17 protein-coding genes are annotated in these 21,188 nt (G+C 66.2%); 8 read left to right on the top strand and 9 right to left on the bottom strand.

Annotated features, from left to right (window positions below; translation table 11 throughout):
* Window positions 1–10: 10 nt before the first annotated feature.
* From BMW87_RS23475 to BMW87_RS23490, 4 genes are all read right to left on the bottom strand, one after another.
* Window positions 11–382: a YXWGXW repeat-containing protein gene (locus tag BMW87_RS23475; protein ID WP_093057657.1), complete on the bottom strand. Its 372-nt coding sequence runs from the start codon at window positions 380–382 to the stop codon at window positions 11–13.
* 173 nt (window positions 383–555) lie between these two features.
* On the bottom strand, window positions 556–1,875 hold the full coding sequence (locus BMW87_RS23480; protein ID WP_093078944.1) for an SGNH/GDSL hydrolase family protein: 1,320 nt from the start codon (window positions 1,873–1,875) through the stop codon (window positions 556–558).
* 65 nt (window positions 1,876–1,940) lie between these two features.
* On the bottom strand, window positions 1,941–5,234 hold the full coding sequence (locus tag BMW87_RS23485; RefSeq protein WP_093079089.1) for a carboxyl transferase domain-containing protein: 3,294 nt from the start codon (window positions 5,232–5,234) through the stop codon (window positions 1,941–1,943).
* Window positions 5,235–5,247: 13 nt separating this feature from the next.
* A complete protein-coding gene (locus BMW87_RS23490) occupies window positions 5,248–6,861 on the bottom strand; it encodes an AMP-binding protein (RefSeq protein WP_093078946.1) in 1,614 nt (537 codons plus the stop codon).
* Between the two features lie 85 nt (window positions 6,862–6,946).
* On the opposite strand from BMW87_RS23490, the gene BMW87_RS23495 reads away from it, so the two are divergent.
* From BMW87_RS23495 to BMW87_RS23505, 3 genes are all read left to right on the top strand, one after another.
* Window positions 6,947–7,636, top strand: a complete 690-nt coding sequence (locus BMW87_RS23495) for a TetR/AcrR family transcriptional regulator (RefSeq protein ID WP_093078947.1) — start codon at window positions 6,947–6,949, stop codon at window positions 7,634–7,636.
* Window positions 7,637–7,662: 26 nt separating this feature from the next.
* Complete coding sequence (locus tag BMW87_RS23500; protein ID WP_093078949.1) at window positions 7,663–8,922, top strand: branched-chain amino acid ABC transporter substrate-binding protein; 1,260 nt, start codon at window positions 7,663–7,665, stop codon at window positions 8,920–8,922.
* Between the two features lie 198 nt (window positions 8,923–9,120).
* Window positions 9,121–12,339 carry a bifunctional cytochrome P450/NADPH--P450 reductase gene (locus BMW87_RS23505; RefSeq protein ID WP_093078950.1) on the top strand — a complete coding sequence of 1,073 codons (3,219 nt, stop codon included), beginning with the start codon at window positions 9,121–9,123 and terminating at the stop codon, window positions 12,337–12,339.
* A gap of 22 nt (window positions 12,340–12,361) precedes the next feature.
* On the opposite strand, the gene BMW87_RS23510 is transcribed toward BMW87_RS23505, so the two are convergent.
* The gene (locus BMW87_RS23510; RefSeq protein WP_093078952.1) at window positions 12,362–13,006 is read right to left on the bottom strand and encodes a DUF1444 domain-containing protein; all 645 of its coding nucleotides are present in this window, start codon (window positions 13,004–13,006) and stop codon (window positions 12,362–12,364) included.
* A gap of 191 nt (window positions 13,007–13,197) precedes the next feature.
* Here BMW87_RS23510 and BMW87_RS23515 point away from each other — a divergent pair, with 191 nt between their 5' ends.
* The 5 genes from BMW87_RS23515 to BMW87_RS23535 are packed head-to-tail and all read left to right on the top strand — an operon-like array spanning window position 13,198 to window position 18,409.
* Window positions 13,198–15,492, top strand: coding sequence for a type VI secretion system Vgr family protein (locus BMW87_RS23515; protein ID WP_093078954.1), 2,295 nt, complete (start codon window positions 13,198–13,200; stop codon window positions 15,490–15,492).
* Window positions 15,485–16,657, top strand: a complete 1,173-nt coding sequence (locus tag BMW87_RS23520) for a DUF2169 family type VI secretion system accessory protein (RefSeq protein WP_177192831.1) — start codon at window positions 15,485–15,487, stop codon at window positions 16,655–16,657. The genes BMW87_RS23515 and BMW87_RS23520 overlap by 8 nt, the downstream gene beginning before the upstream one ends.
* Entirely contained in the window at window positions 16,654–17,001 is a 348-nt protein-coding gene (locus BMW87_RS23525; protein WP_093078957.1) for a PAAR-like domain-containing protein, read from the top strand. The genes BMW87_RS23520 and BMW87_RS23525 overlap by 4 nt, the downstream gene beginning before the upstream one ends.
* Window positions 17,001–18,170 (top strand): colicin D domain-containing protein, encoded by a 1,170-nt coding sequence (locus BMW87_RS35365; RefSeq protein ID WP_218137524.1) that lies wholly within the window; start codon window positions 17,001–17,003, stop codon window positions 18,168–18,170. The genes BMW87_RS23525 and BMW87_RS35365 overlap by 1 nt, the downstream gene beginning before the upstream one ends.
* Complete coding sequence (locus BMW87_RS23535) at window positions 18,167–18,409, top strand: hypothetical protein (RefSeq protein ID WP_093078958.1); 243 nt, start codon at window positions 18,167–18,169, stop codon at window positions 18,407–18,409. The genes BMW87_RS35365 and BMW87_RS23535 overlap by 4 nt, the downstream gene beginning before the upstream one ends.
* 56 nt (window positions 18,410–18,465) lie before the next feature.
* Here BMW87_RS23535 and BMW87_RS23540 read toward each other — a convergent pair whose 3' ends face one another.
* The 4 genes from BMW87_RS23540 to BMW87_RS23555 form a co-directional block, all read right to left on the bottom strand.
* Window positions 18,466–19,251, bottom strand: a complete 786-nt coding sequence (locus BMW87_RS23540) for an esterase/lipase family protein (RefSeq protein WP_093079092.1) — start codon at window positions 19,249–19,251, stop codon at window positions 18,466–18,468.
* Between the two features lie 89 nt (window positions 19,252–19,340).
* Window positions 19,341–19,976 (bottom strand): TetR/AcrR family transcriptional regulator, encoded by a 636-nt coding sequence (locus tag BMW87_RS23545; protein ID WP_093057664.1) that lies wholly within the window; start codon window positions 19,974–19,976, stop codon window positions 19,341–19,343.
* 22 nt (window positions 19,977–19,998) lie between these two features.
* A complete protein-coding gene (locus tag BMW87_RS23550) occupies window positions 19,999–20,433 on the bottom strand; it encodes a phasin family protein (protein ID WP_093078959.1) in 435 nt (144 codons plus the stop codon).
* Window positions 20,434–20,485: 52 nt separating this feature from the next.
* Window positions 20,486–21,040, bottom strand: coding sequence for a hypothetical protein (locus tag BMW87_RS23555; RefSeq protein ID WP_093078961.1), 555 nt, complete (start codon window positions 21,038–21,040; stop codon window positions 20,486–20,488).
* Window positions 21,041–21,188 lie beyond the last annotated feature (148 nt).

The raw sequence follows: 21,188 nt of genomic DNA on the forward strand, positions 1-21,188 counted from the left end.
CCGCTCAGCGTCAGTTGCGATTCGGGTTGTTCGGCCGACGGTCGTAGCGGTTCGGCACGCCGTCGCCGTCACGGTCCCAGCGGCCTGCGTTGTACTGCCAGCGTCCGCCTTCCTCGCGCCACTCCGGCGCACGGTAGGCATAGCCCGGACGGGCACGCACCCAGACGCCGCGGGTCCATACATGGCGCCCACCGCGCCACTCATAGTGCCCCGGCGCCCACACATAGCCGCGGCGCGGCGGGGGCACGCGTTCGGAGCGCGGAGGGGGCGGCGCCACCTGTATGACCACGGGTTGCGCCTGCGCGGCCGTGGGAACAGTCAATGCGCCCACCGACAGAAGCGATGCAGCGCCGACGGAAAGAGCCAATGCGAGTTTTTTCATGAAGGACTCCTCATGAGTTGTTGGAGGAGCCTTCATGCTGCCCAGTCCATGTGAACCGCCTGTAAGCAATGCACGGAGTCTTGTGTAAAGCTGTGACTCGCCTTTGAGCGCCTTTGAGCGCCTTTGAGCGCCTTTGAGCGCCTTTGAGCGCCTTCGAGCGCCCCGGCGAGCGCTCACTCCTGCAATTCGCGCAGATCGATGGCCGTGGCCATCGCCGCATGGCCGGCCTTGTTGGGGTGCAGGTGGTCGCCCGAATCGAACAGCGGATTCAGCGCCTTCGGGTCCGCAGGGTCGCGCAATGCCGCATCGAAATCGACCACACCGTCGATGTCCTGCTGGCCGCGGATCCAGCGGTTGACGGCTTCGCGCATGGCCTCGTTGCCCTCGCTCCAGTAAGGCGTGTTCCTGAATGGCGGCACGGTGCCGAGCAGCACCTTCACGCCCTTGGCGCGGGCCTGCTTGACCAGTTGCTCCAACCCCTCGGTGATGCGCTCAGCCGTCGGCATGTCGCGCGGCTTCAGCTCGGCGCCCGGCACCTTGGCGAACAGGGTGCGGCCGATGTCATTGGTGCCCATAAGGATGATCGCGTGCGTCACGCTGCTCTGCCGCAGCGCATCGAGCTCGAACCGGGAGAGGCCGCTGGGCCCCAGTCCGTTGGCCAGCAGGCGATTGCCGCCAATTCCGGCATTGAGCACCGCAACGTCTTGCCCTTCGCGCTGCGTATCACGCAAGCGAGTGGCCAACATGTCGGGGTAGGCCCCGAAGTTGCCCTCCGAGGTGCCCATCGTGATCGAGTCGCCGAAGGCCACGACGGTGCGCACGGACTTGGTGGTGAGCACGTCGAGCCCGGTCACGATCTGGTTCAGCACCAGTGGCGAGGGGTTCTTCAGCTTCGGTGCCATCACTGCGTTGCCGGGCGCTATCCATGTCGCGCCCGGCTCCAGCATGGAGACAGTGGCAAACGGCGTGGTGCGGTCGAAGAAGGCGCTCACGACCACCGTTTGGCCCGCCTGCACCGGCAGGTCGATGCCATCGCTCCAGGCGTCCGCGCCGGGCGCAACGGTCATGGTGGTGCGGCCGCCGAAGCGCAGCACGCGCAGCGTGGCCGGCGAGAACGCATCGGCGCCGGTGCCGCGTGCCGCGCTTGCGGCGGCAATGCGCAGCGGTGTCTTGCCGAAGCGGTTCGAGAAGCGGATGCGGATGCGCTCGCCGTCGAGCGACAGTTCAACCTTCTGGCGCAGTGTCTGCCCGCGCAGGTCATTGCCGGCAGGCGACGAATAGTTCGCACCACCGGGGGCTGCGGCCATCTCCGTGAAATCGACCGGCGCCACGGCCCAGCTCGCAACCCAATGCGCCTCGGCGGGCTGCCGTGAATGGTCGTCGGGCGTCACAGCCTGCACGCCGACGGCCAGCACTGCGAGGCAAAGGGCTGCCACCCAGTGCGCGACGGTCACGTCGCGCAGGCGCTCTGCCCAAATGGAAACCAGTTTCATGCGCGCAAAGCGTCGCAGTGTACGGAGCCACTGTTCCCCCGCGCGTGACGAGGTCTAAGGCCGGGTTACCAAGTGTCTACGTAGGGAGCAGCAACGCTCGAGCCCTTCGTGGCAGAAGACAAGCCACGCACCAACCAGGTGCGCGTCTCGGCCGGGTCGATCACCGCGTCGATTTCCAGCGTCTGCGCCATGTGGATCGCTTCGCCGTTCGCATACTGCTGCGCGACGAGTTTCTTGAACAGCGCATCGCGCTCCGCACCCTCGGGTGCAGCGGCCAGTTCCTTGCGAAAACCCAACCGCACAGCACCCTCCAGCCCCATCGCGCCGAATTCGCCGGTGGGCCAGGCCACGGTGAAAACCGGCGCGTCGAAGCCGCCCGCAGTCATCGCCTGCGCGCCCAGTCCGTAGCCCTTGCGAAGCACCACGGCGAAGAACGGCACGCGCAGATGCGAAGCCACCATGAACATGCGGCACACATGACGCACCTGTGCCTGCGCCTCGATTTCGGGCCCGACCATGAAGCCGGGCGTGTCGCACAACGAAACAATTGGAAGGCCGTGCGCATTGCAAAGCTGCATGAATCGCGCGGATTTGTCGGCCGCTTCCACATCGATCGCGCCGCCAAGGTGATGCGGGTTGTTGGCCATCAGCCCAACCGGCCGGCCCTCGATGCGCGCAAGCGCAGTGACGATGCCCGCGCCGAAACCCGCGCGCAGTTCGAGCAGCGAGCCTGTGTCGGCCACGCCGCGCATCGCGGCGCGCACGTCGTACACGCGCAGGCGGTTTTCGGGCACCACATGGCGCAGCGCGCGCGGGTCGGCGCATTGCCAGTCGGTGGTCGCGCCCTGGAAGTACGACAGGTATTGCTTGGCTGCAGCGACGGCTGCGGCTTCGTCTTCCACCAGGATGTCGATCACGCCGTTGCGCGACTGCACGCTGCTGGGCCCGATCTGCTCGGGCGCGAAGGTGCCGAGCCCGCCGCCCTCGATCATCGCGGGGCCGCTCATGCCGATGTTGCAGCCCTTGGTGGCGATGATCACGTCGGCGCACCCCAGCAGCGCCGCATTGCCCGCGAAGCAGCGCCCATGCACGATGCCCACCACGGGCACCTTGCCCGACAGCGCCGCGAACTGGCTGAAGGTGTGGTTGTTCAGGCCCGCGACGATCGGCATGTCCGTATCGCCGGGACGACCACCGCCGCCCTCGGCGAACAGCACGACAGGCAGCTTGAGCTGATGCGCCACCGCCAGCAGGCGGTCGGTCTTGTGGTGATTGCGCATGCCCTGCGTACCGGCCAGCACGGTGTAGTCGTAGGCCAGCACGGCGCAGCGCGACACCTCGGGGCCGAACTGCTTTGCGTTGATGCTGCCCAGGCCCGTGACCATGCCGTCCGCGGGCGTGTTGGCGATCAGGTCTTCGAGCGTGCGTCGCCGCGTCTGCGCGGCGATGGCGAGCGCGCCGTATTCGATGAAGTTGCCGGGGTCGGCTGCGGTGTCGCACAGGTCGGCGATGTTCTCGCGCGCGGTGCGGCCGCCTTGTGCGTGCCGCTTGTCGACGGCGGCCTTGCGATTCGCATCGAGCGTGGGCGCGTGGCGGTCGATGACCTTCTGCAGGTCAGGGCGGATCGCGTCCAAGTCGTGCTCGGCGCGCGCCTCGACCTCGACGGCCTGCGCATCGACGGCTTCCAGCTGCAGCAGCGACTGGCCTTCGACCAGGTAGTCGCCGGGCTCGGCCAGCAGCGCGACCACGCGGCCGGCTACCGGTGCGTGCAGCAGGTGTTCCATCTTCATGGCCTCGAGCACGCCGAGTTGCGCGCCAGCGGGCAGCACGTCGCCGACGGCAACTTCGAACTGCACGAGGCGGGCTGGCATCGGGGCCTTGACGGTCAGCTCGTCGGAGTCGCCATCGGTGACAACGGCTTGTGCTGCGGGCACTGCCACCGTCTTCTTTGAATGCTTTTCAAGCGCTGCCGCAACCGCCAGCAGATCGCCCAGATGCGCCTCCACGAAACGCGTATGCACCGCCTGCGTCGCAAACTCGGGCCGCGCCGCGATGGCGCGCAGCAGCGACAGGTTCGTGGCGATGCCGTCGATATGGCATTCGTCCAGCGCGCGCAGCGATCGGCGCAGTGCGTCTTCGAAACGCGGCGACGGCGAATGCACGATGAGCTTGGCGAGCAGCGTGTCGTAGTGCGGAGAGGGCGCAAGGCCCGTGTAGCCGTGCGTGTCCACGCGCACGCCGGGGCCTGCCGGCAGGTCGAAGCGCGCGAGCGTGCCGCCCGAAGGCCGCGCGTTGCCTTGCGCATCGAGCGTCTCCGCGTTGATGCGCCACTGCACCGCGAAGCCGCGCTGCGGTGCGGTGCGATCGGGTTCAACACCAAGTTCGTCCAGCGACTGCCCCGCTGCCACGGCGATCTGCAACTGCACGAGATCCAGCCCCGTCACTGCCTCCGTCACCGTGTGCTCGACCTGCAGGCGTGGGTTGGCCTCGATGAAGACGAAGGGCAGCGTCGTCGATGCCGCATCGACCAGAAATTCGAAGGTGCCGAGGCCGCGATAGCCCACCGTCTTCGCCATGCGCAGCGCAGCCTGCGTGACCTGCGCGCGCAAGGCCTCAGGCAGCGAAGGGCTCGGCGCGATCTCCACCAGCTTCTGAAAGCGCCGCTGCAGCGTGCACTCACGCTCGCCGAGGCTGGCCACGGCGAGGCCGTCGCCCAGCACCTGCACTTCGATGTGCCGCGCATTGCGCATCAGCCGCTCGACATACACGCCCTCGATGCCGAATGCGGCCTTGGCTTCGGACATGCAGCGCACATGCGCCTCGGGCAGTTCTTCAGCGTTCAGCACCGCGCGCATGCCGCGCCCGCCACCGCCGCCGATGGCCTTGACCATCACGCCCGCGCCCTGCGCATGCTGCTCGGCGAAGAAGGCCTGCGCCTGTGCGAGCGTCACTGCGCCGGCGCTGCCAGGCATCACGGGCACGTCGCATTGCGTGGCCAGTGCGCGTGCGCGGGCCTTGTCGCCGAACAGGCCGAGCTGCTCCGGCGTGGGGCCGATGAAGACAAGGCCGGCGTCCGCGCAGGCCTGTGCGAAATCGGCACGCTCACTGAGAAAGCCATAGCCGGGGTGCACCGCATCGCAGCCCTGCGCCTTGGCCACCGCGATGAGCGCCGCGACATCGAGGTACGCCGAAGGCCCGGTCGCATCGAGCGCGACTGCTGTGTCGGCCAGCTGCACATGCAGCGCTGCCGTGTCGTCGCGCGCATGCACTGCCACGCTGGCAATGCCCAGGTCGCGCAGCGCGCGCACCAGACGCACGGCGATCTCGCCGCGGTTGGCAATCAGAACTTTGGAGAACAGCAAACGGAACCTCTCAGCTTTTGTCTTTGAGCAAGCGGCGCAGCACCTTGCCCGCGCCGGTCGTCGGCAATGCGTCAATGAAACTCACGGCGCGCGGCGCCTTGTAGCTCGCCATGTTGTCGCGCGCCCAGGCGATGAGGGCGTCGGCATCGAGCCCGGCACCTGGCTTGCGCACGATGAATGCCTTCACGACCTCGCCCTTCTCTGCATCGGGCTGCGCGATGACGGCCGCCTGCGCCACTGCCGGGTGCTTGATGAGGATGGTTTCGACCTCTTCGGGGAACACGCTGTAGCCCGAGACCTTGATCATTTCCTTGAAGCGGCCGATGAAGGTGAGATAGCCATCGGCATCGAGCTTGCCCATGTCGCCGGTGTGCACCCAGCCGTTGCGCAGCGTGGCAGCAGTGGCTTCGGGCTTGTTCCAGTAGCCCTTGAAGGTGCCTGGGCTGGTGAGCACGATCTCGCCGACTTCGCCCACCGGCATGTCGGCCTGCGCGTCCGTGTCGATGATGCGGATGGTCACGCCCGGCACCGCGATGCCCTGCGTGCCCCAGCGCGGCGCATGGTGCGGCGTGTAGGTGTCGCAGGTGTGGGTTTCGCTCAGTCCGTAGGCCGCCTCGAACGAAGTGCAGTTCGGTGCGTGCGTGCGCCATTGCCGCGCCAGCGGCTCGGTGAAGGTGATGCCGAAGCTCGTGACAGGATTCATCTTCAGGCTGCGCAGGTCGAAGCTGTCGATGTCGCTTACCTGCATGCAGGCCACGTTCATCGGCGCGATGCTGTACCACCAGCTCACCTTGTAGGCGGCAATGGCCTGCAGCACGGCGCGCGGGTCGAAGCGGTGCAAGAGCACCGATGCCGCACCGGTCAGCACCGGCACGTTGACACCCATCAGCATGCCCGCGATGTGATACAGCGGCGCGATGGACAGCAGCACGTCGCCCGGCCCCACGCCGTTGCAGTCGGCCGCGGCGCGCGTCTTGAAGAGCGCGTTGCCGTAGCTCAGCATCGCGCCCTTGGGCAGGCCCGTGGTGCCCGATGTGTAGGTCATGAGCGCCACGTCGTCCATGTCGATGACCACGGGCTGCGGCTTGGCGTTGCCGCGCATCACGGCCAGGAAGTCTTCGCAGTCTTCGGGCACGCTGCGTTCGGCCTTGCGCTCTGCGGCCAGTTCGGCCGGCAGGTCGAGCGACGACGGGTCGGGCAGCAGGTCGGCGTAGTGCACCACGAACACGTGTTCGAGCGCACTCTTCGGCTGCACCTTGCGCACCACCGGCAGCAGCGGCGCGGCCGCGACGATCACTCGCGCCTTCAGGTCGTTGACCTGGTAGGCCAGCTCGTGCTCCTTGTTGAGCGGGCCGCTCGGGCAGACGATGGCACCGATCTTCTGGATGCCGAAGTGCGCGACCAGGTACTGCGGACAGTTGTTGAGAAAGAGCACCACGGGCTCGCCCTTCTTCACGCCCAGCGCCTGCAGGCGCGCCGCGAAGGCGTCGCTGGCGCGGTCGAGTTCGGCCCAGCTCATCGCATGGCCGTACCAGAGGCAGGCGGTGCTGCCGCCACGCTCGCGTGCGTGGGTGCGCAGGTACTCGTGCAGCGGCTGCTGCGGGCGGTCGGGCAATGTCTCCATGGCGTCACTTTCTCAGGGTTATCGATAGCCGCCTGCACCGGGCAGGCGCTTGCCAATGGTGCATGGTGCACGAACAATCCTACCCATGGGTATAACTTCCGCGACACGGCACAAACCCTCTGGAGACCAGAGCGACACGACGGCGCAGCCGCATCTGCCCCAGGGCACTGGCCGCCAGCGCGCGGCCACGCAGGGCACCGACCTGCAGCGCGAGCGCATCCTGCAGGCGGCCGCGCAGCTCTTTGCGGCGCAGGGCTACGCCAACACGACCATGGCGCAGATCGTGCGCGCGCTGGGCGTGACCAAGCCCTTCGTGTACTACTACTTCCGCGACAAGCAGGAGATCTTCGAGACGCTGTCGTGGCGCCCGGCGGTCGACTGCTTCACCGCGCTCGACTTCGCGGCCACCGACCCGCGCCGCGCGAGCGAGAAGGTGCTCGAAGGCATCGAGCGGTTGATTCGCGCAACCATCACGCACCACCCCGTCGCCTTCTTCCCGTATCGCGAGCCGCAGGTGTACCGGCCGGAGTACATCGCGGCGCAGAAGAAGCTGGCGCACCACTTCTACGACCTGCTGTGCCCGCTGCTCGAAGAAGCGCGGCGCGACGGCGACCTCGACTTTGCGGAAACCAAGATCACCGCGCTCGCGGCCTGCAGCCTGCCCGGCTTCCTGTACAGCTGGTACCGCCCGGGTGGACGCCTGTCGCCCGACGAGGTGGTTGCCGAGCTCACGAAGCTCGCGAGCCGCGTGATCGGGCTGCAAGCGAAGAACTGACAAGACAACCACCCCGGAGACAAACCATGAAGTTCAAGAAGGCGCCATTGGCGCGGATCGCCCTTGCCTGCCTGCTGGCCGCTGCCGGCGCCGCGCACGCGCAAGCACAGCAGACCTACAAGATCGCCTACATCGATCCGCTCTCCGGCCCCTTTGCCAACGTCGGCGAGCTGATGCTGATGCACACGCAGTACGCCATCGAGGACATCAACGCCAAGGGCGGCGTGCTCGGCGGCACGAAGCTGCAGCTGCTGCAGTTCGACAGCAAGCTCTCGGCGCAGGAGAGCCAGAGCGCGCTGCAGGCGGCCATCGATCAGGGTGCGAAGGCGATCGTCACGGGCGGTTCGGGCTCGTCGGTGGTCACGGCGCTGGTGCAATCGGTGGCGCGCTGGAACCAGCGCAACCCGGGCAAGGAGCTGATCGTGCTGAATCACTCTTCCATCGACCCCGAGATGACGGGCAAGGGCTGCAGCTTCTGGCACTTCCAGACCGAGGCCAACACGGCGATGAAGATGAAGGCGCTGGCCAACTACATCAAGAAGACGCCGGATGTGAAGAAGGTCTACCTGCTGAACCAGGACTACGCGCACGGCAAGCAGTGGGCCAGCTACGGCCGCCAGCTGGTGGGCCTGGCGCGGCCCGACATCCAGTTCGTGGGCGAGGCGCTGCACCCCATCGGCCGCGTGAAGGACTTCGCGCCCTACATCGCCAACGTGAAGCAGAGCGGGGCCGACTCGGTCATCACCGGCAACTGGGGCCAGGACATGACGCTGCTGCTGAAGGCGGCGGGCGACGCGGGCTACAACCTGCGCTACTTCAACCACAGTGCGGGCTCGGTGCCGGGCACGGTCACTGCGGTGTCGCAGGCGAAGCTGGGGCAGTTGACCTGGGTGGCCGAATGGCACCCTGGCGAGGCCGACACGCCGAAGGTCGACGCTCTGGCCAAGGCCTACAAGGCCAAGACGGGCAAGGACTTTCTCGCGCCGCGCATCGACATGACGCCGCGCCTGCTGGCCGCGGCCATCAACAAGGCCGGCAGCGCCGACACCATCAAGGTGGCGCGGGCGCTCGAAGACCTGACGTTCGACTCTGTGGTGGGGCCGGTGCGCATGCGTGCCGAAGACCACCAGTTGTTGCTGCCGCAGGTGGTCAACACCATCGTGCCGGTGGACGGCAAGACCGTGAAGACGGGCTGGGAAGGTACTAACTACGGCTTTCGTACTGACGCGGTCTATACCGGGAACGAGCTGGCGCAGGGGACTGAGTGCAGGATGGTTCGGCCCTGACTCTCTGAGTTCCGGGGTGCGTGCGAATGACACCGGGTACTCCCCTTCGCGAATGTCCCCCGTCGGCGTGATCGCGCCCTGAATGAACTCCCCTGCCTAAGGGAAACCCCGTCCTGCCTGCCCCCCATGCCGTCGGGATACTCCGGTTGTTACATCCCGGATATCCGAAGCGGGTCCATTCCAAAGGCACAACAACCCATGGCAGGCAAAAACTCGCTCTACCCGATCCCGCATCCGGCGAAGAAACCCTTCGTCGGGAACCTGCTGTCGATCGGGTCCGACTCTCCCGTGCTCGACATGTGGAAGATCGCGCAAGACCTCGGCGGCATCTATTGGTTGGACATGCCGGGCATGCCGGTGATCGTGGTGTCGTCGCCCGCGCTGGTCGACGAGCTCTGCGAGGAGCCGCGCTTCGACAAGAGCACGCGCGGTGCATTGCGCCGGCTGCGGGCAGCCTCGCACGGGCTCTTCACCTCCGATACGCACGAGGAGACCTGGTCGAAGCCGCACAACATCCTGTTGGCCAACTTCAGCCAGCGCGCGATGCAGGCCTATCACCCGATGATGCTGGACATCGCGGGCCAGCTGGTCACCAAGTGGGAGCGCCTGAACTTCGACGAAGAGGTGGACGTGGTGCGCGACATGACAGCGCTCACGCTCGACACCATCGGCCTGTGCGGCTTCGGCTATCGCTTCAACTCGTTCTACCGCGAGGGCTTTCATCCCTTCGTCGACGCGATGGTGCGCACGCTGGAGACGGTGCAGAACCGCCGCGGCCTGCCGCTCGAAGAGCTGATGCTGAAGAAGGAGCTGGCCCAGCAGCGCAAGGACATCCGCTACATGCACAAGATGGTGGAAGACATCATCGAGGAGCGACGCACGAGCGGAGCCGACATCGCCACCAAGCCCGACCTGCTGAGCTACATGATCGCGGGCGTGGACAAGAAAAGCGGCGAGCAGCTCACCGACAAGATGATCCGCGACGAGTGCATCGAATTTCTCATCGCGGGGCATGAAACCACCAGCGGCCTGCTGTCCTTTGCCATCTACTTCCTGCTGAACAACCCCGAGGCCATGGCCAAGGCGCAGGCAGAGGTCGACAACGTGTTCGGCCCCGACACCACGCAGAAGCCCACTTACGCGCAGGTCAACCGCCTGCAGTACGTGATGCAGGTGCTGAAAGAGTCGCTGCGCCTGTACCCGACCGCGCCCGCGATCTCGATGCGCGCCAAGGAAGACACGAAGATCGGCGGCCAGTACACGATCAAGAAGAACAACATGATCATCATGCATGCGCTGGCGCTGCATCGTGACAAGGGCATCTGGGGCGAGGATGCCGATCAGTTCAACCCCGACAACTTCACGCGCGAAGCCGAGCGCGAGCGGCCAGTGAACGCATTCAAGCCCTTCGGCAATGGGCAGCGCGCCTGCATCGGGCGGCAGTTCGCCCTGCAGGAGGCGGTGCTCACGCTGGGCATGATCCTGCAGCGCTTCAACCTCGTGGACCACACGGGCTACAAGCTGAAGATCAAGGAAGCGCTGACGATCAAGCCGGAGAACTTCAAGATCAAGGCGCTGCTGCGCGACCCGGCCACGCGTCCGCGCGGCAACATGACCGACGCGGCCGCAGCCCCCGTGCAGCCCGTGCAAGCTGCCGCGCGCAAACCCCAGGCTGCACGCCATGGCACCTCGCTGCTGGTGCTGCAGGGTTCCAACCTCGGCACTGCCGAAGACCTTGCGCGCCAACTCGCCGAGGCCGGCGAGATGCGCGGCTTCTCCACGCAGCTGGCCTCGCTCGACGACTATGCCGAGCGGCTGCCGGCCAACGGCGCGGTGGTCATCGTCTGCGCCTCGTACAACGGCGTAGCACCTGACAACGCGGCCGAGTTCCATCGCTGGCTCGACAAGGCCGACGATTCGCTCAACGGCGTGCGCTTCAGCGTGTTCGGCTGCGGCAACACCGACTGGGCCGCCACCTACCAGGCCGTGCCGCGCCGCATCGACGAACGGCTCGAAGCGCTCGGCGCCACGCGCGTGCATTCGCGCGGCGAAGGCGATGCGCGCGAGGACATGGACGGCGCCTTCCAGGACTGGAGCGACGCGCTCTGGCCCGAGCTGGTGAAGGCCTTCGACATCAAGACCGGCGCCGACACGCCCGTGCAGAGCGAACCGCTCTACACGCTCGAAGAACTGCCGCCGCCGCAGAAGAACGCGATCGTCGATGCGCTGGGCGCAGTGGCGCTGCGAGTGATCGAGAACCGCGAGTTGCAAAGCGGAGGCAACGGGGAAGCCGGCCGCTCCACCCGCCACGTCGAGCTGATGCTGCCCGAGGGCCTGATCTACCGCGCCGGCGACCACCTGAGCGTGGTGCCGCGCAACAGCCCGGCGCAGGTCGAACGCGCGATGGCACGCTTCGGCTTCGACCGCACGGCCCATGTGCGCCTGCATGCAGGCGCGGGCCGCAAGGCAGCGCTGCCGGTGGAGCAGGTGATCGCGGTCGACCGCCTGCTGGGCGACTACGTCGAGCTGCAGGACGTGGCCACGCGCAAGCAGATCGCCACGCTCGCGGCATATACCGAGTGCCCGTTCACCAAGCCCAGGCTCGCGGCGCTGTCGGGCAGCGACGAGGCTTCGCAGGCGGCATACAAGGCCGACGTGCTCCACAAGCGCAAATCGCTGCTCGACCTGCTGGAAGAGCACCGCGCCTGCCAGGTGCCGTTCGCGGTGTTTCTCGAAATGCTGTCGCCGCTGTCGCCGCGCTACTACTCGATCTCTTCGTCGCCGACGATGACACCGGGCAAGTGCAGCGTGACGGTGGGTGTGGTGAGCGGCCCGGCCAAGTCGGGCATCGGCACCTTCGAGGGCGTGTGCTCCAACTTCCTGGCGCGCGCGGAGGCCGGCGACACGGTGCACGGCGTGGTGCGCGAAACCACGGCCGAGGGCTTCCGGCTACCGGACGATGCGAGCCGGCCGATCATCATGGTCGGCCCCGGCACTGGCCTCGCGCCGTTCCGTGGCTTCCTGCAGGAGCGCGCGGCACAGGTCGAGGCGGGCAATGCGCTCGGTGAGGCGCTGCTGTTCTTCGGCTGCCGCCATCCCGAGCAGGACTTCATCTATGCCGACGAACTCCAGGCCTGGGCGCACCGCGGCGTGATGAAGCTGCACACCGCGTTCTCGCGCGCGGGCGAGCGCAAGGTCTATGTGCAGGACCTGATCCGCGAGCAGGCGGCCGAAGTGTGGAAGCTTCTTGAAGCGGGCGCAGTGGTTTATGTGTGCGGCGACGGCTCGCGCATGGAGCCCGACGTGCGCCGCACGCTGAGCGACCTTGCGCGCGAGCACGGGCAAGACAGCACGGCGTGGATGGACAAGATGATTGCCGACCAGCGCTACGTGCTGGACGTGTGGGCCGGCAGCTGAAAGGAAGACTGCGCAGGCCTCGTCAGGTCTCCAGTGCCGACGCGTGGTCCTCGAAGGTGCCGCGAACGTGCCAGCCGTCCGGAGTCAGCGCCATCACCTTGTCCGAGAGGCCGTGCGGCCCTGCCTCGGCCTTGACCTCGGCGGCAGCCGAGCACATGAGGCCCAGCATGGTCTCGGCCGTGATCGACTTCCCCCGGGCCTCGAAGCTCGCTCCGCTGTCCATGAAGTAGATGACGCTGCGGCTCGGCACCACGGCTATCAACTCGCCCTTGAACCCTTGTGACAACTGCTCCCAGAGGTCAGGCAGCAGCAGCATGCAGGCCTCGAAGCCGTCGCCCGTCACCAGCGCCTTGTACATGACGAGGTCCTGCGTATCGAGGTTGTGCGCCACCTGCCGGAGCATGTTGTCGATCGCGAGTTCGTACAGCGACTGCGGGTCGAGCCCCGTTTCCTCCATGCCCTCCTGGGTCAGTGTGACGAACTGCGTGGGCGTGTCGACCGCGAAGGTCATCAGCAGGTCGGATTCGCCGGCGAAGGGATAGGCCACGGGCGTCTGCGCCTCGCGGTTGCCGCCCCGCGCCTCGATCTGGTCGAGCATCGGCTGCACGGCTTCGAGGAAGTCGATGTGCTTGATGCGGGGATAGACGGGCGGCAGGTCGGGGTACATGGCGCCGCTATTGTTTTGGGCGGGGCCGCTGCGGCACAAGTGACGGAAGTCATGGTCGCGCGAGCCGGCTTTGCAAAACGCCCGCCCGGTCCCACCAGATTGTTGGGGCGATAGCAATCTATCGTGCTACTGGCGTTTCAGGCTCGAATTGCTACGATTTGCTTCGTCAGTCAGAACACCAGGGAGATTTCATGCCAATAGGCACCGCGCAGCTTGCGCGTGTTCTCACCGCTTCCTCGTCTGCAATGCCTGCGTTCGGCAACGAGCCGGCACTGGAGCCCATCGCGATTGAAGGCGAAGAGGGTTTGAGCCGTCTTTTTCGCTATACCCTGACCCTCGCCACCCCCGAACAGCAGGGCTACAACGAGCGTCAGGCGGCCAATGTCGCCATCAAGCAGTTGATCGGCGAGACGCTCACCACGCACATCGTTCTGGATGGCAGGCCCGGCTCAGGTCCGGAGCAGCGCCACATCTCAGGGCTGGTCACGCGCGTGCGCTTCCTGCGGCTGGAAAATCGCCGCGCGCTGTACGAAGCCGTCGTCGAGCCTTGGCTCACTCTGGCAACGCGCACGAGCGACTACCGCATCTTCCAGAACGAAGACGTGCTGGGCATCGTCAAGACTGTTCTCGGCAAGTACGGCTTGCCCTTCGAGATACGGGCCACGCGAAGCTATCCGGCTCGTGAGTTCCAGGTCCAGTACGGGGAAACCGACTACGACTTCATTGCCCGGCTGCTGCACGAGTGGGGCCTGTACTACTGCTTCGTGCACGAAGAAAACAACCACAAGCTGGTGATCGTGGACGACATGGCCTCTCACCAGCCCTTCGCGCACGCGGGCTATCAGACCATTCCTTTCCATGCCGCCGACGCGACCGCACGCGAAGAACGCTGCGACCGCTTCAATGCGCATGAGGAATTGCAAAGCGGCCGCTGGGTCACCGACGACTTCGACTTCAAGCGCCCCAAGGCCGAGTTGCAGCAAGTCAGTGCCATGCCGCGCAAGACCGCGCAAAACACATGGGAGCACTACAGATGGCCGGGCGACTACGTCGTCGAATCCGAAGGCGAGCAATTGGTGCGCACGCGCATGGAGGAGGTCGGCAGTCAGGGCGAGCGTGCCAGCGGCTCGGGCAACCTGCGTGCGGTGGTGCCGGGCTGTCTGCTCACGCTGGAGCGCCATCCTCAGAACGAAGCGAATCGGCAGTACCTCGTGACGAACACACACCTGCGACTGCAGGACGTGGGCGATGCAAGCTCGCAGCAGGAGTTCGAATGCCGGGTGGACTTCGAGGTCATCCCGACGAGCAAGGTTTTTCGTGCGCCAGTGCCGCCGGAGCCAAGGCCGCGCACCACAGGTCCGCAGACCGCCATCGTCACGGGCCCGGCGGGCCGCGAGATCTGGACCGACGAATACGGCCGCGTGAAACTGAGCTTTCACTGGAACCGCTATTGCACCAAGGACGAGAACAGTTCGTGCTGGATTCGTGTTTCCTCGCCTTGGGCAGGTACCAACTTCGGCGGCATCCAGATCCCGCGCATCGGGCAAGAGGTGATCGTCGACTTCGAGAATGGCGACCCCGACCGGCCTATCGTGACGGGCCGCGTCTACAACGCCGACAACATGCCGCCGTGGAGCTTGCCCGACAACGCCACGCAGAGCGGCCTGCTCACACGCAGCTCCGAGGGCGGCAGCGGTGCCAACGCCAATGCCTTGCGCTTCGAGGACAGGAAAGGCCAGGAACAGGTGTGGCTGCACGCCGAGCGCAACCAGGACATCGAGGTCGAGCATGACGAAACCCACTCGGTGGGCCGCGACCGCAGCAAGAAAGTGGGCCGCAACCAGATGGCCACGATCGGCATGGCCTACATGCACAACGTGGGCCTCGCCAAGATGGTGAATATCGGCCTGGCCTACTCCTTCAACGTCGGCATGCTGCGCAACACCGTCGTCGGCATGATGGACAACACCATGGTCGGCAAGACCCAGACCACCAAGGTCGGCGAGAAGTACCTGCTGTCCGTGGGCGGAGACAAGGGTAGCCACATCGAGATGGACGGCAAGACCATCTCGTTGCGGGTGGGCGCGTCGGTGGTGCAGCTCAAGGCCGACGGCTCGATTGCCGTCACGGGCAAGAAGATCAATATCACGGCGCAAGGCGACGACGTGACCGTCAACGGCGAGCACATCTGGCTCAACCCCATGGGCGGTGGCGCCGCTCTGCAACCCAACGCGGTGCCGACCCCACCGCCGGCCGAGCCGCCGGGCAGCCCGCTGGCGAGCCTGGGCGCACTGATGGGCGGCAACCCCGCCGACCTGCTTGGCAAGGCGGGGCAGCTCGCCTCGATCGCCCAGCAGGTGGCCGGGGGCGGCGGTGGAGGCGGCGAAGCTGCAGGCCATGCGACACAAGTGCTCGGCACTGTCTCGGCCGCGGTCTCCGCCGGCGTCGGAATGCTGGCGGCGGACAAGGGCAACGCCCATGGCTGAGCCCGCGCCGCCGATCCCCGCGCCGCGCCTGAGGCAATTGCGCAACGGCACCCCCTTTCCACACTTCCAGTTCGACAAGATGGGCAAGGGGCGGCGCTTCCACGACGTGGTGGTGGTGTGCGCGAGCTTCGTGCTCGCGCCCGGCCGGCTCGAACCGGCGGCGTTTCATCGCGGCCCGGTCTTCGCCGACGAGCCCTGGGATGCCGCGCACGCCACGCTGTCGAGCTTGCGCATGGCGACCGACGTGCTGCTGCTCAAGCCCGACGCCGATGTCTACGTGACGGGCACCGCGCACGCCCTCGACTGGACGCCAAGGCGCGATTGGCGCGCGGAGCTGCAGGTGCACAGGCACCATGACGCACCGCTGCTGCACAAGGCGCTGCGTCTGACCGGGCCGCGCCACTGGGACTGGCAGCCGGACGCCGCGCAGCGCAGCCTGTCCGACGCGCAGCCCACGCTCGCCGTGCCGCTGCGCTACGAGCTCGCCTACGGCGGATGGGGATTCGACCAGGGCGACGACGAATCGGCCCCGCCCCGCACCCACTCGGCCAACCCCTGCGGCACCGGATGGTTCGGTAGCGCAGCCCGCGAGGATCATCCCGGGGCGCGCCATGCCGCCGGACAGCCGTTCCCCGGCCCGCAGATCGAGCACACCGATGCACCGCTGCAGCACGCCAACCACAAGGACGCCCAGCCCGTCGGCTTCGGGCCGGTCGCGCGCTTCTGGCAGCCGCGTGTCGCGCTGGCGGGAACCTACGACGACGCCTGGCGCGAACGCCACGCTGGACAGCCCTACATGGACTACGCCGACGATTTCGACGAACGCTTCTTCCAGTACGCCCCCGCCGACCAGGTCGTGGCCGGTGGCCTGCGGGGCGACGAATCCCTTCGCATGAGCGGCTTCTTCGCCTCGACGCCCTGCACCGAGACCCAGCTCCCGCACCTGTGGATCGAGGCGCTGTGCAGGAACGGGGACGGCATCGAGCGCAGCGAAGCCATGAAGCTCGACACCGTGCACATCGACCTCGACGAGATGCTCGTGCACCTGACCTGGCGGCTCACGCTCGACCAGGCGCTCGACACGGTGGCGGTCGACCTCTTCGAGCGGCCAATCACCGAAGCCATCGCGGCCGGTGGCGCCGCGCGTCAAGGGATACCGGCATGAGCGCCGAAAAGCACATCGCAGATGCGGAGTCGCGGTTCATGGTGGTCAACGTGGCGCCGGACTTCTGCATCGTCGGCAACCAGGTCGTTCCCTTCGACATCGTGTCGATCCTTCCGCCCGAGAAAGCGGCCTACTCGCACACCGTGTTCGCGCGCAGCGAGAAGGTGCTGATGGTCGACAGCATCGTCAAGGGCGTGGCGGGCAACGCGGGCAGCGGCGTGCGCTCGGGGGTCTCGCTCGGCGCGGGCAACGTGAAGATCATCTCCGGCTCGCAGACGGTCTTCGTCGAGAGCCGCCCCGTGGCCCGCCACGGCGATCTCTGCGAGATGAACGGGGCCGCCTGATGAGCTCGATTCCCGACGACAAGAAGACGCTGGGGCAGGTGCTGTCCACGTCTTCCTCGTCGTCGCCCTCTTCCTCCTTCTCGCCCCCCTCTTTCAACAGCAACGGCACGCTCGGCAGGGTGCTGACCTTCGAGGTGCCCAAGGGGCCGATGGTGCGGCGCCGGCCCGGCATCTGCAGCGAGCGGTACGAGCGGGAAAAGGCAGACTTCGAAAAGATACCGTGGTACGAGCGGATGTGGATCGGCACTGGTCGCGACGCGCGCCTTGAGCCCACGGATGCGCTGCAGGCCGCGAAGACATTTCAGCAGGCATGCGAAAAGATGCCAGATGAAATCCCCAAGTCGGCGCTGGACGACAAGCTCCAGCAGCTGAACGACCACTACACCGGCAAGAACCCCTTGCCGCCCGAACAGTCCTTGGAGCTCAAGAGAAGAGTCTCTTTCCTGCAGGACGTCTATACGCCGGGGCCACGCTGGGAGAACGGGCTTTCCGGCAGCGAAAGTGCCTGGCTGAGTGCGCAGAACCTGCGCTTCGGCAACACGCTGGGCATCGCCTTGCTGGGTCCGATCTTCGGCGCCCCCGGTGCGGCCACGCGTGTACTCGGAGGAAGCGAGGAGCAAGTAGCGGCGGCCAATCAAGTCGGCGCGGCCGCATTCGACATGGCCGCTGCGCATGTGGGTCTTGGCGGAAAGAAGAATGCCCCCGAGCCTCTGCCAAGACCCGGGGAGAACGCTCGCGGCGCCCCCCTCGAACCGGTCGGCCGGCCCGTCGGAGGAAAGTCTTCGACGCAGAATCCGCCACCGGAGCCCCCGGCACAAGGCACTGTCGTTCGACGCCTCCCGCCTCCCCCTCCAGCACCACCGCCAAGGCCTACGGTTCAGTACGACAAGAAACAACTACAGGCCAAGTACAAGCACGCCAAGGACTTCGGCGTGAACGATCCTTGGGGCAAGAATGCGGCCGCAAACTATCAATCAGCCTTGGAAGCGCACGTGCAGGATCCGGGCACACAGATGTTCAACGGAACGTATCGTGGCGACCCTGTCATCCACTACCTCAATCCCTCCACGGGCCTGAATGTCATGACGGATACTTCTCACAACTTTCTTTCCGGGTGGCGGCTCAATCCGGCCCAGATCAACAACGTCCAAACACGAGGCAGCCTGTGACGAACGACAAGTACGACTTCGACAAGGAAGTGAACATCACTCTGCCTCAAGCCAAGATGGCCATCCTGATGGAAATCTGTACCAAGATTGCCCAGTTTGGTCTCTCGCCGGAAGAAGAGCATGTCCTGAGAGAGATCGAATCCGCAGCCGAGTCAGAAATCGATTTCATCTTCGACCCGGACTACAAATCGGTGATGGAGAGCATCAGGAGAAAGCTCAGAGCCGAGCTTGACCTTTAGGCGTAGCCGCTCGGCTGCGCTTCCCGGATCTGACGAAGACCGACAGACAACCTCCTTCAGCTCTCTCGATCAGGGTCCGGATAAACCAGCGGCCCCAGCACCCCGCGATTGAAGGGCTTCCACTCGCCCTCCGGCTGCGCCAGCCGGTCGGCCACCGCATAGAGCACTGCCGGGTGCGCACCCAGCCCCAGGTGGCTGGCAATGACTTCGATGTTCTCCGACTGCGGGCCGGTCTTCTCGATGCTGCAGCGCCATGCGACGACACCGTCGGTGCGGCTGAAGATCGAGGTGGTCGGCACGGGCGGCGTGGGCTGCACGAACTTCATGCGGCGCGGGTCGTGCGAGCTCTGGCCGCTCACGCCTTCATACACGCGCCATGCGTTGGTGGCGCGCGGGCTGCCGGAGAACGGGCTGCCCAGCGTGATGACGTTGCGGATCATGTGCGAGTACGAAGACGCCAGCAGCCGCGCATACACGCCGCCGAGGCTCCAGCCGATCACGCTGACCTTCTGGCCGCTGTTGTCGTGCAGGGTCTTCAGCAGCTCGACCATGCCGTCTTCCACGCCTTCGCGCGGACCGAAGTTGCGGCCCAGGCCCCAGCCGTGCGCGTCGTAGCCGCGGCTGCACAGGTAGCGGCGCAGCAGCAGCGTGGAGCCGTCGCCCGCCACCAGACCCGGCAGAACGAGCACCGGGTGTCCGTCGCCGCGTGGCGTGAGCTGCAGCAGCGGCCACATGGCAATGCCGGCGCCGGTTTCCCAGAGCGCGCGGGCTTCAGCCAGCAGCAGCAGGCGCGACGGCGGCGCGACAGGTTCCTTGGCGTAGGTGGCGGTGGCGGTGGTCATGATGATGGATGGATCCTTTTTGGTTTTTATCTTCTTCAAGACGAACATGAGGCCGAAAGAATCAATGCCCCGTCGGACAACAACGTCATTTATCCGAGGTATTTGCCCCTCAGGTAATCAAGGTAAGCCCTCGATTCGCTGGAAACATACGGAGAAACCAGCGTGAGCGTGTAGAAAGCCGCCAGACCGGGGTCGGCCTGCGCCAGTGCGTCGCGCCCCGGCACGAGCCGCTCGAACGACAGCCAGCAGGTGGTGGTGAAGACCATCTGCAGCGCCAGGATGCGGGCCTGCTCGGCGCTGGTCTCGATCACGCCCGAGGCCACCAGGCCTTCGCACAGCGTCTGCGCGGCCAGCAGGTTCTGCGCGGTGAGGGCCTGCGCACGCTGGCCCAGCGCCGGGTATTCGCTGGCCAGGAAGGCCATGTCGCGGTAGATGAAGCGGTATTCGTCGATGGCCTCGAAGCGCAGGTGCAGCGCGAGCCAGAGGTCGTCGATGGCCGCGATCGATGCCGACGAGCCGTTCAGGGCCTCGAGCCGTTGCTCGAAGCGCCGGAACAGCCATTCGACGATCAGCTGCTTGGCCTTGAAGTGGTAGTGCAAGTTGCCCGGACTGATGCCGAGCTCGGCGGCAATCTTGTGGGTCGACACGGCCGCGAGGCCTTGCGCGTTGAACAGCGCGAGGCTGGCCTGCAGGATGCGGTCGCGTGTGGTGTTGGAACTGGCCACAACCGGCTTGTCGGGTTGTCGCTCAGCGTTTGGCGCTGCGGCCACGGGAGGTGGCGGCGCCGGTGCCTTCGCCTTCGAGTTGCGCCACGCGTTCGCGCAGTTGCGCGATCTCGTCGCGCAGGGCCTGCACTTCGGCGGGGCCGGGCATGCCCAGGCGTTGCATGGCAGTGGCGACGCGCTGGTCGAACACGTCCTCGAACTTGCGGATGCCGAAGCTGTCGAGGCTGGGGACCTTGCCCTGCCCGATGCCGAGCAGGCCTTCGATCACGTTGGCCTGGCGCTTGGCGACGTCGTTGCGCACGTTGTCCAGCGCCTTGAGGCCGGCGCGCAGCAGGACTTCGGCCTTGCCGGGCTCCGCGGGCTTCTTTGCCGCGGGCGCCTTCTTCGCGACCGGCGTCTTCTTCGCAGGCGCCGCCCTCTTCTTCAACTTTGCAGTTTCGTCAGGACGGGTCGCCATGCAGTGCTCCAGATACCGGAAAAAAGAAAAGGGGCGCAAAGCGCCCCGGGGGTCAGGCCGCCTTGCGGGCAGCAGCGCGGCGAACCGGCTTCTTGGCGGCGGCAGCCTTGGCCTTCACCGTGCGAACCGGCTTGGCTTCTTCGGCGCCGCTCACGCGGGCTTCGATCTGCTTGGTGCCGGCGACGATCTTGTCGGCGATCTGCACCGAGACGGTGGCGATCGGCTGGTTCAGCGCGCCCAGGGCGTTGATCACCGAGGTGGCGACCGGCGATTCGACGCGAGCCACGCGGCTGGCGACCGATTCGATACCGCTGGTGGTGCCGGCGGCAACGCGGTCCATCACGTTCACGATGCGGCTGGTGTCGATGTCCAGGCGGTTGGCCAGGAAGCCGTTGATCTTTTCTTGCGCGCCGATCAGGTTGGCCTTGACCTGCTCGCTCACCAGCGGAATCTGGCGGCTGCCGAGGAAGTTGCTGTAGCGCGAAGCTGCGCCGCCCAGGAGGCGATGCACGCCGGTGCGGTAAACGCCGACCAGGGTCTTGCCAGCGTCGTTGTATTGGCCGACGACGTGAACAGCTGCGGAAGCGATGGTGGTTTGCGTGGACATGGTGATTTCCTTGAAGTTGAAAGGTTCGCGAAGGAAACGGTATGTCTTTCGCGATGGGCCTATCTTCTTCTGTGGGGCCTAGGCCTGAAAAACTAGAACGGTCGGAAAACTAGTCCAACTGCCCCAATTTTCTTTCAGCAGGCCGGGC

The organism is Variovorax sp. OV084 (assembly GCF_900111625.1).
Classification (GTDB): Bacteria; Pseudomonadota; Gammaproteobacteria; order Burkholderiales; family Burkholderiaceae_C; genus Variovorax.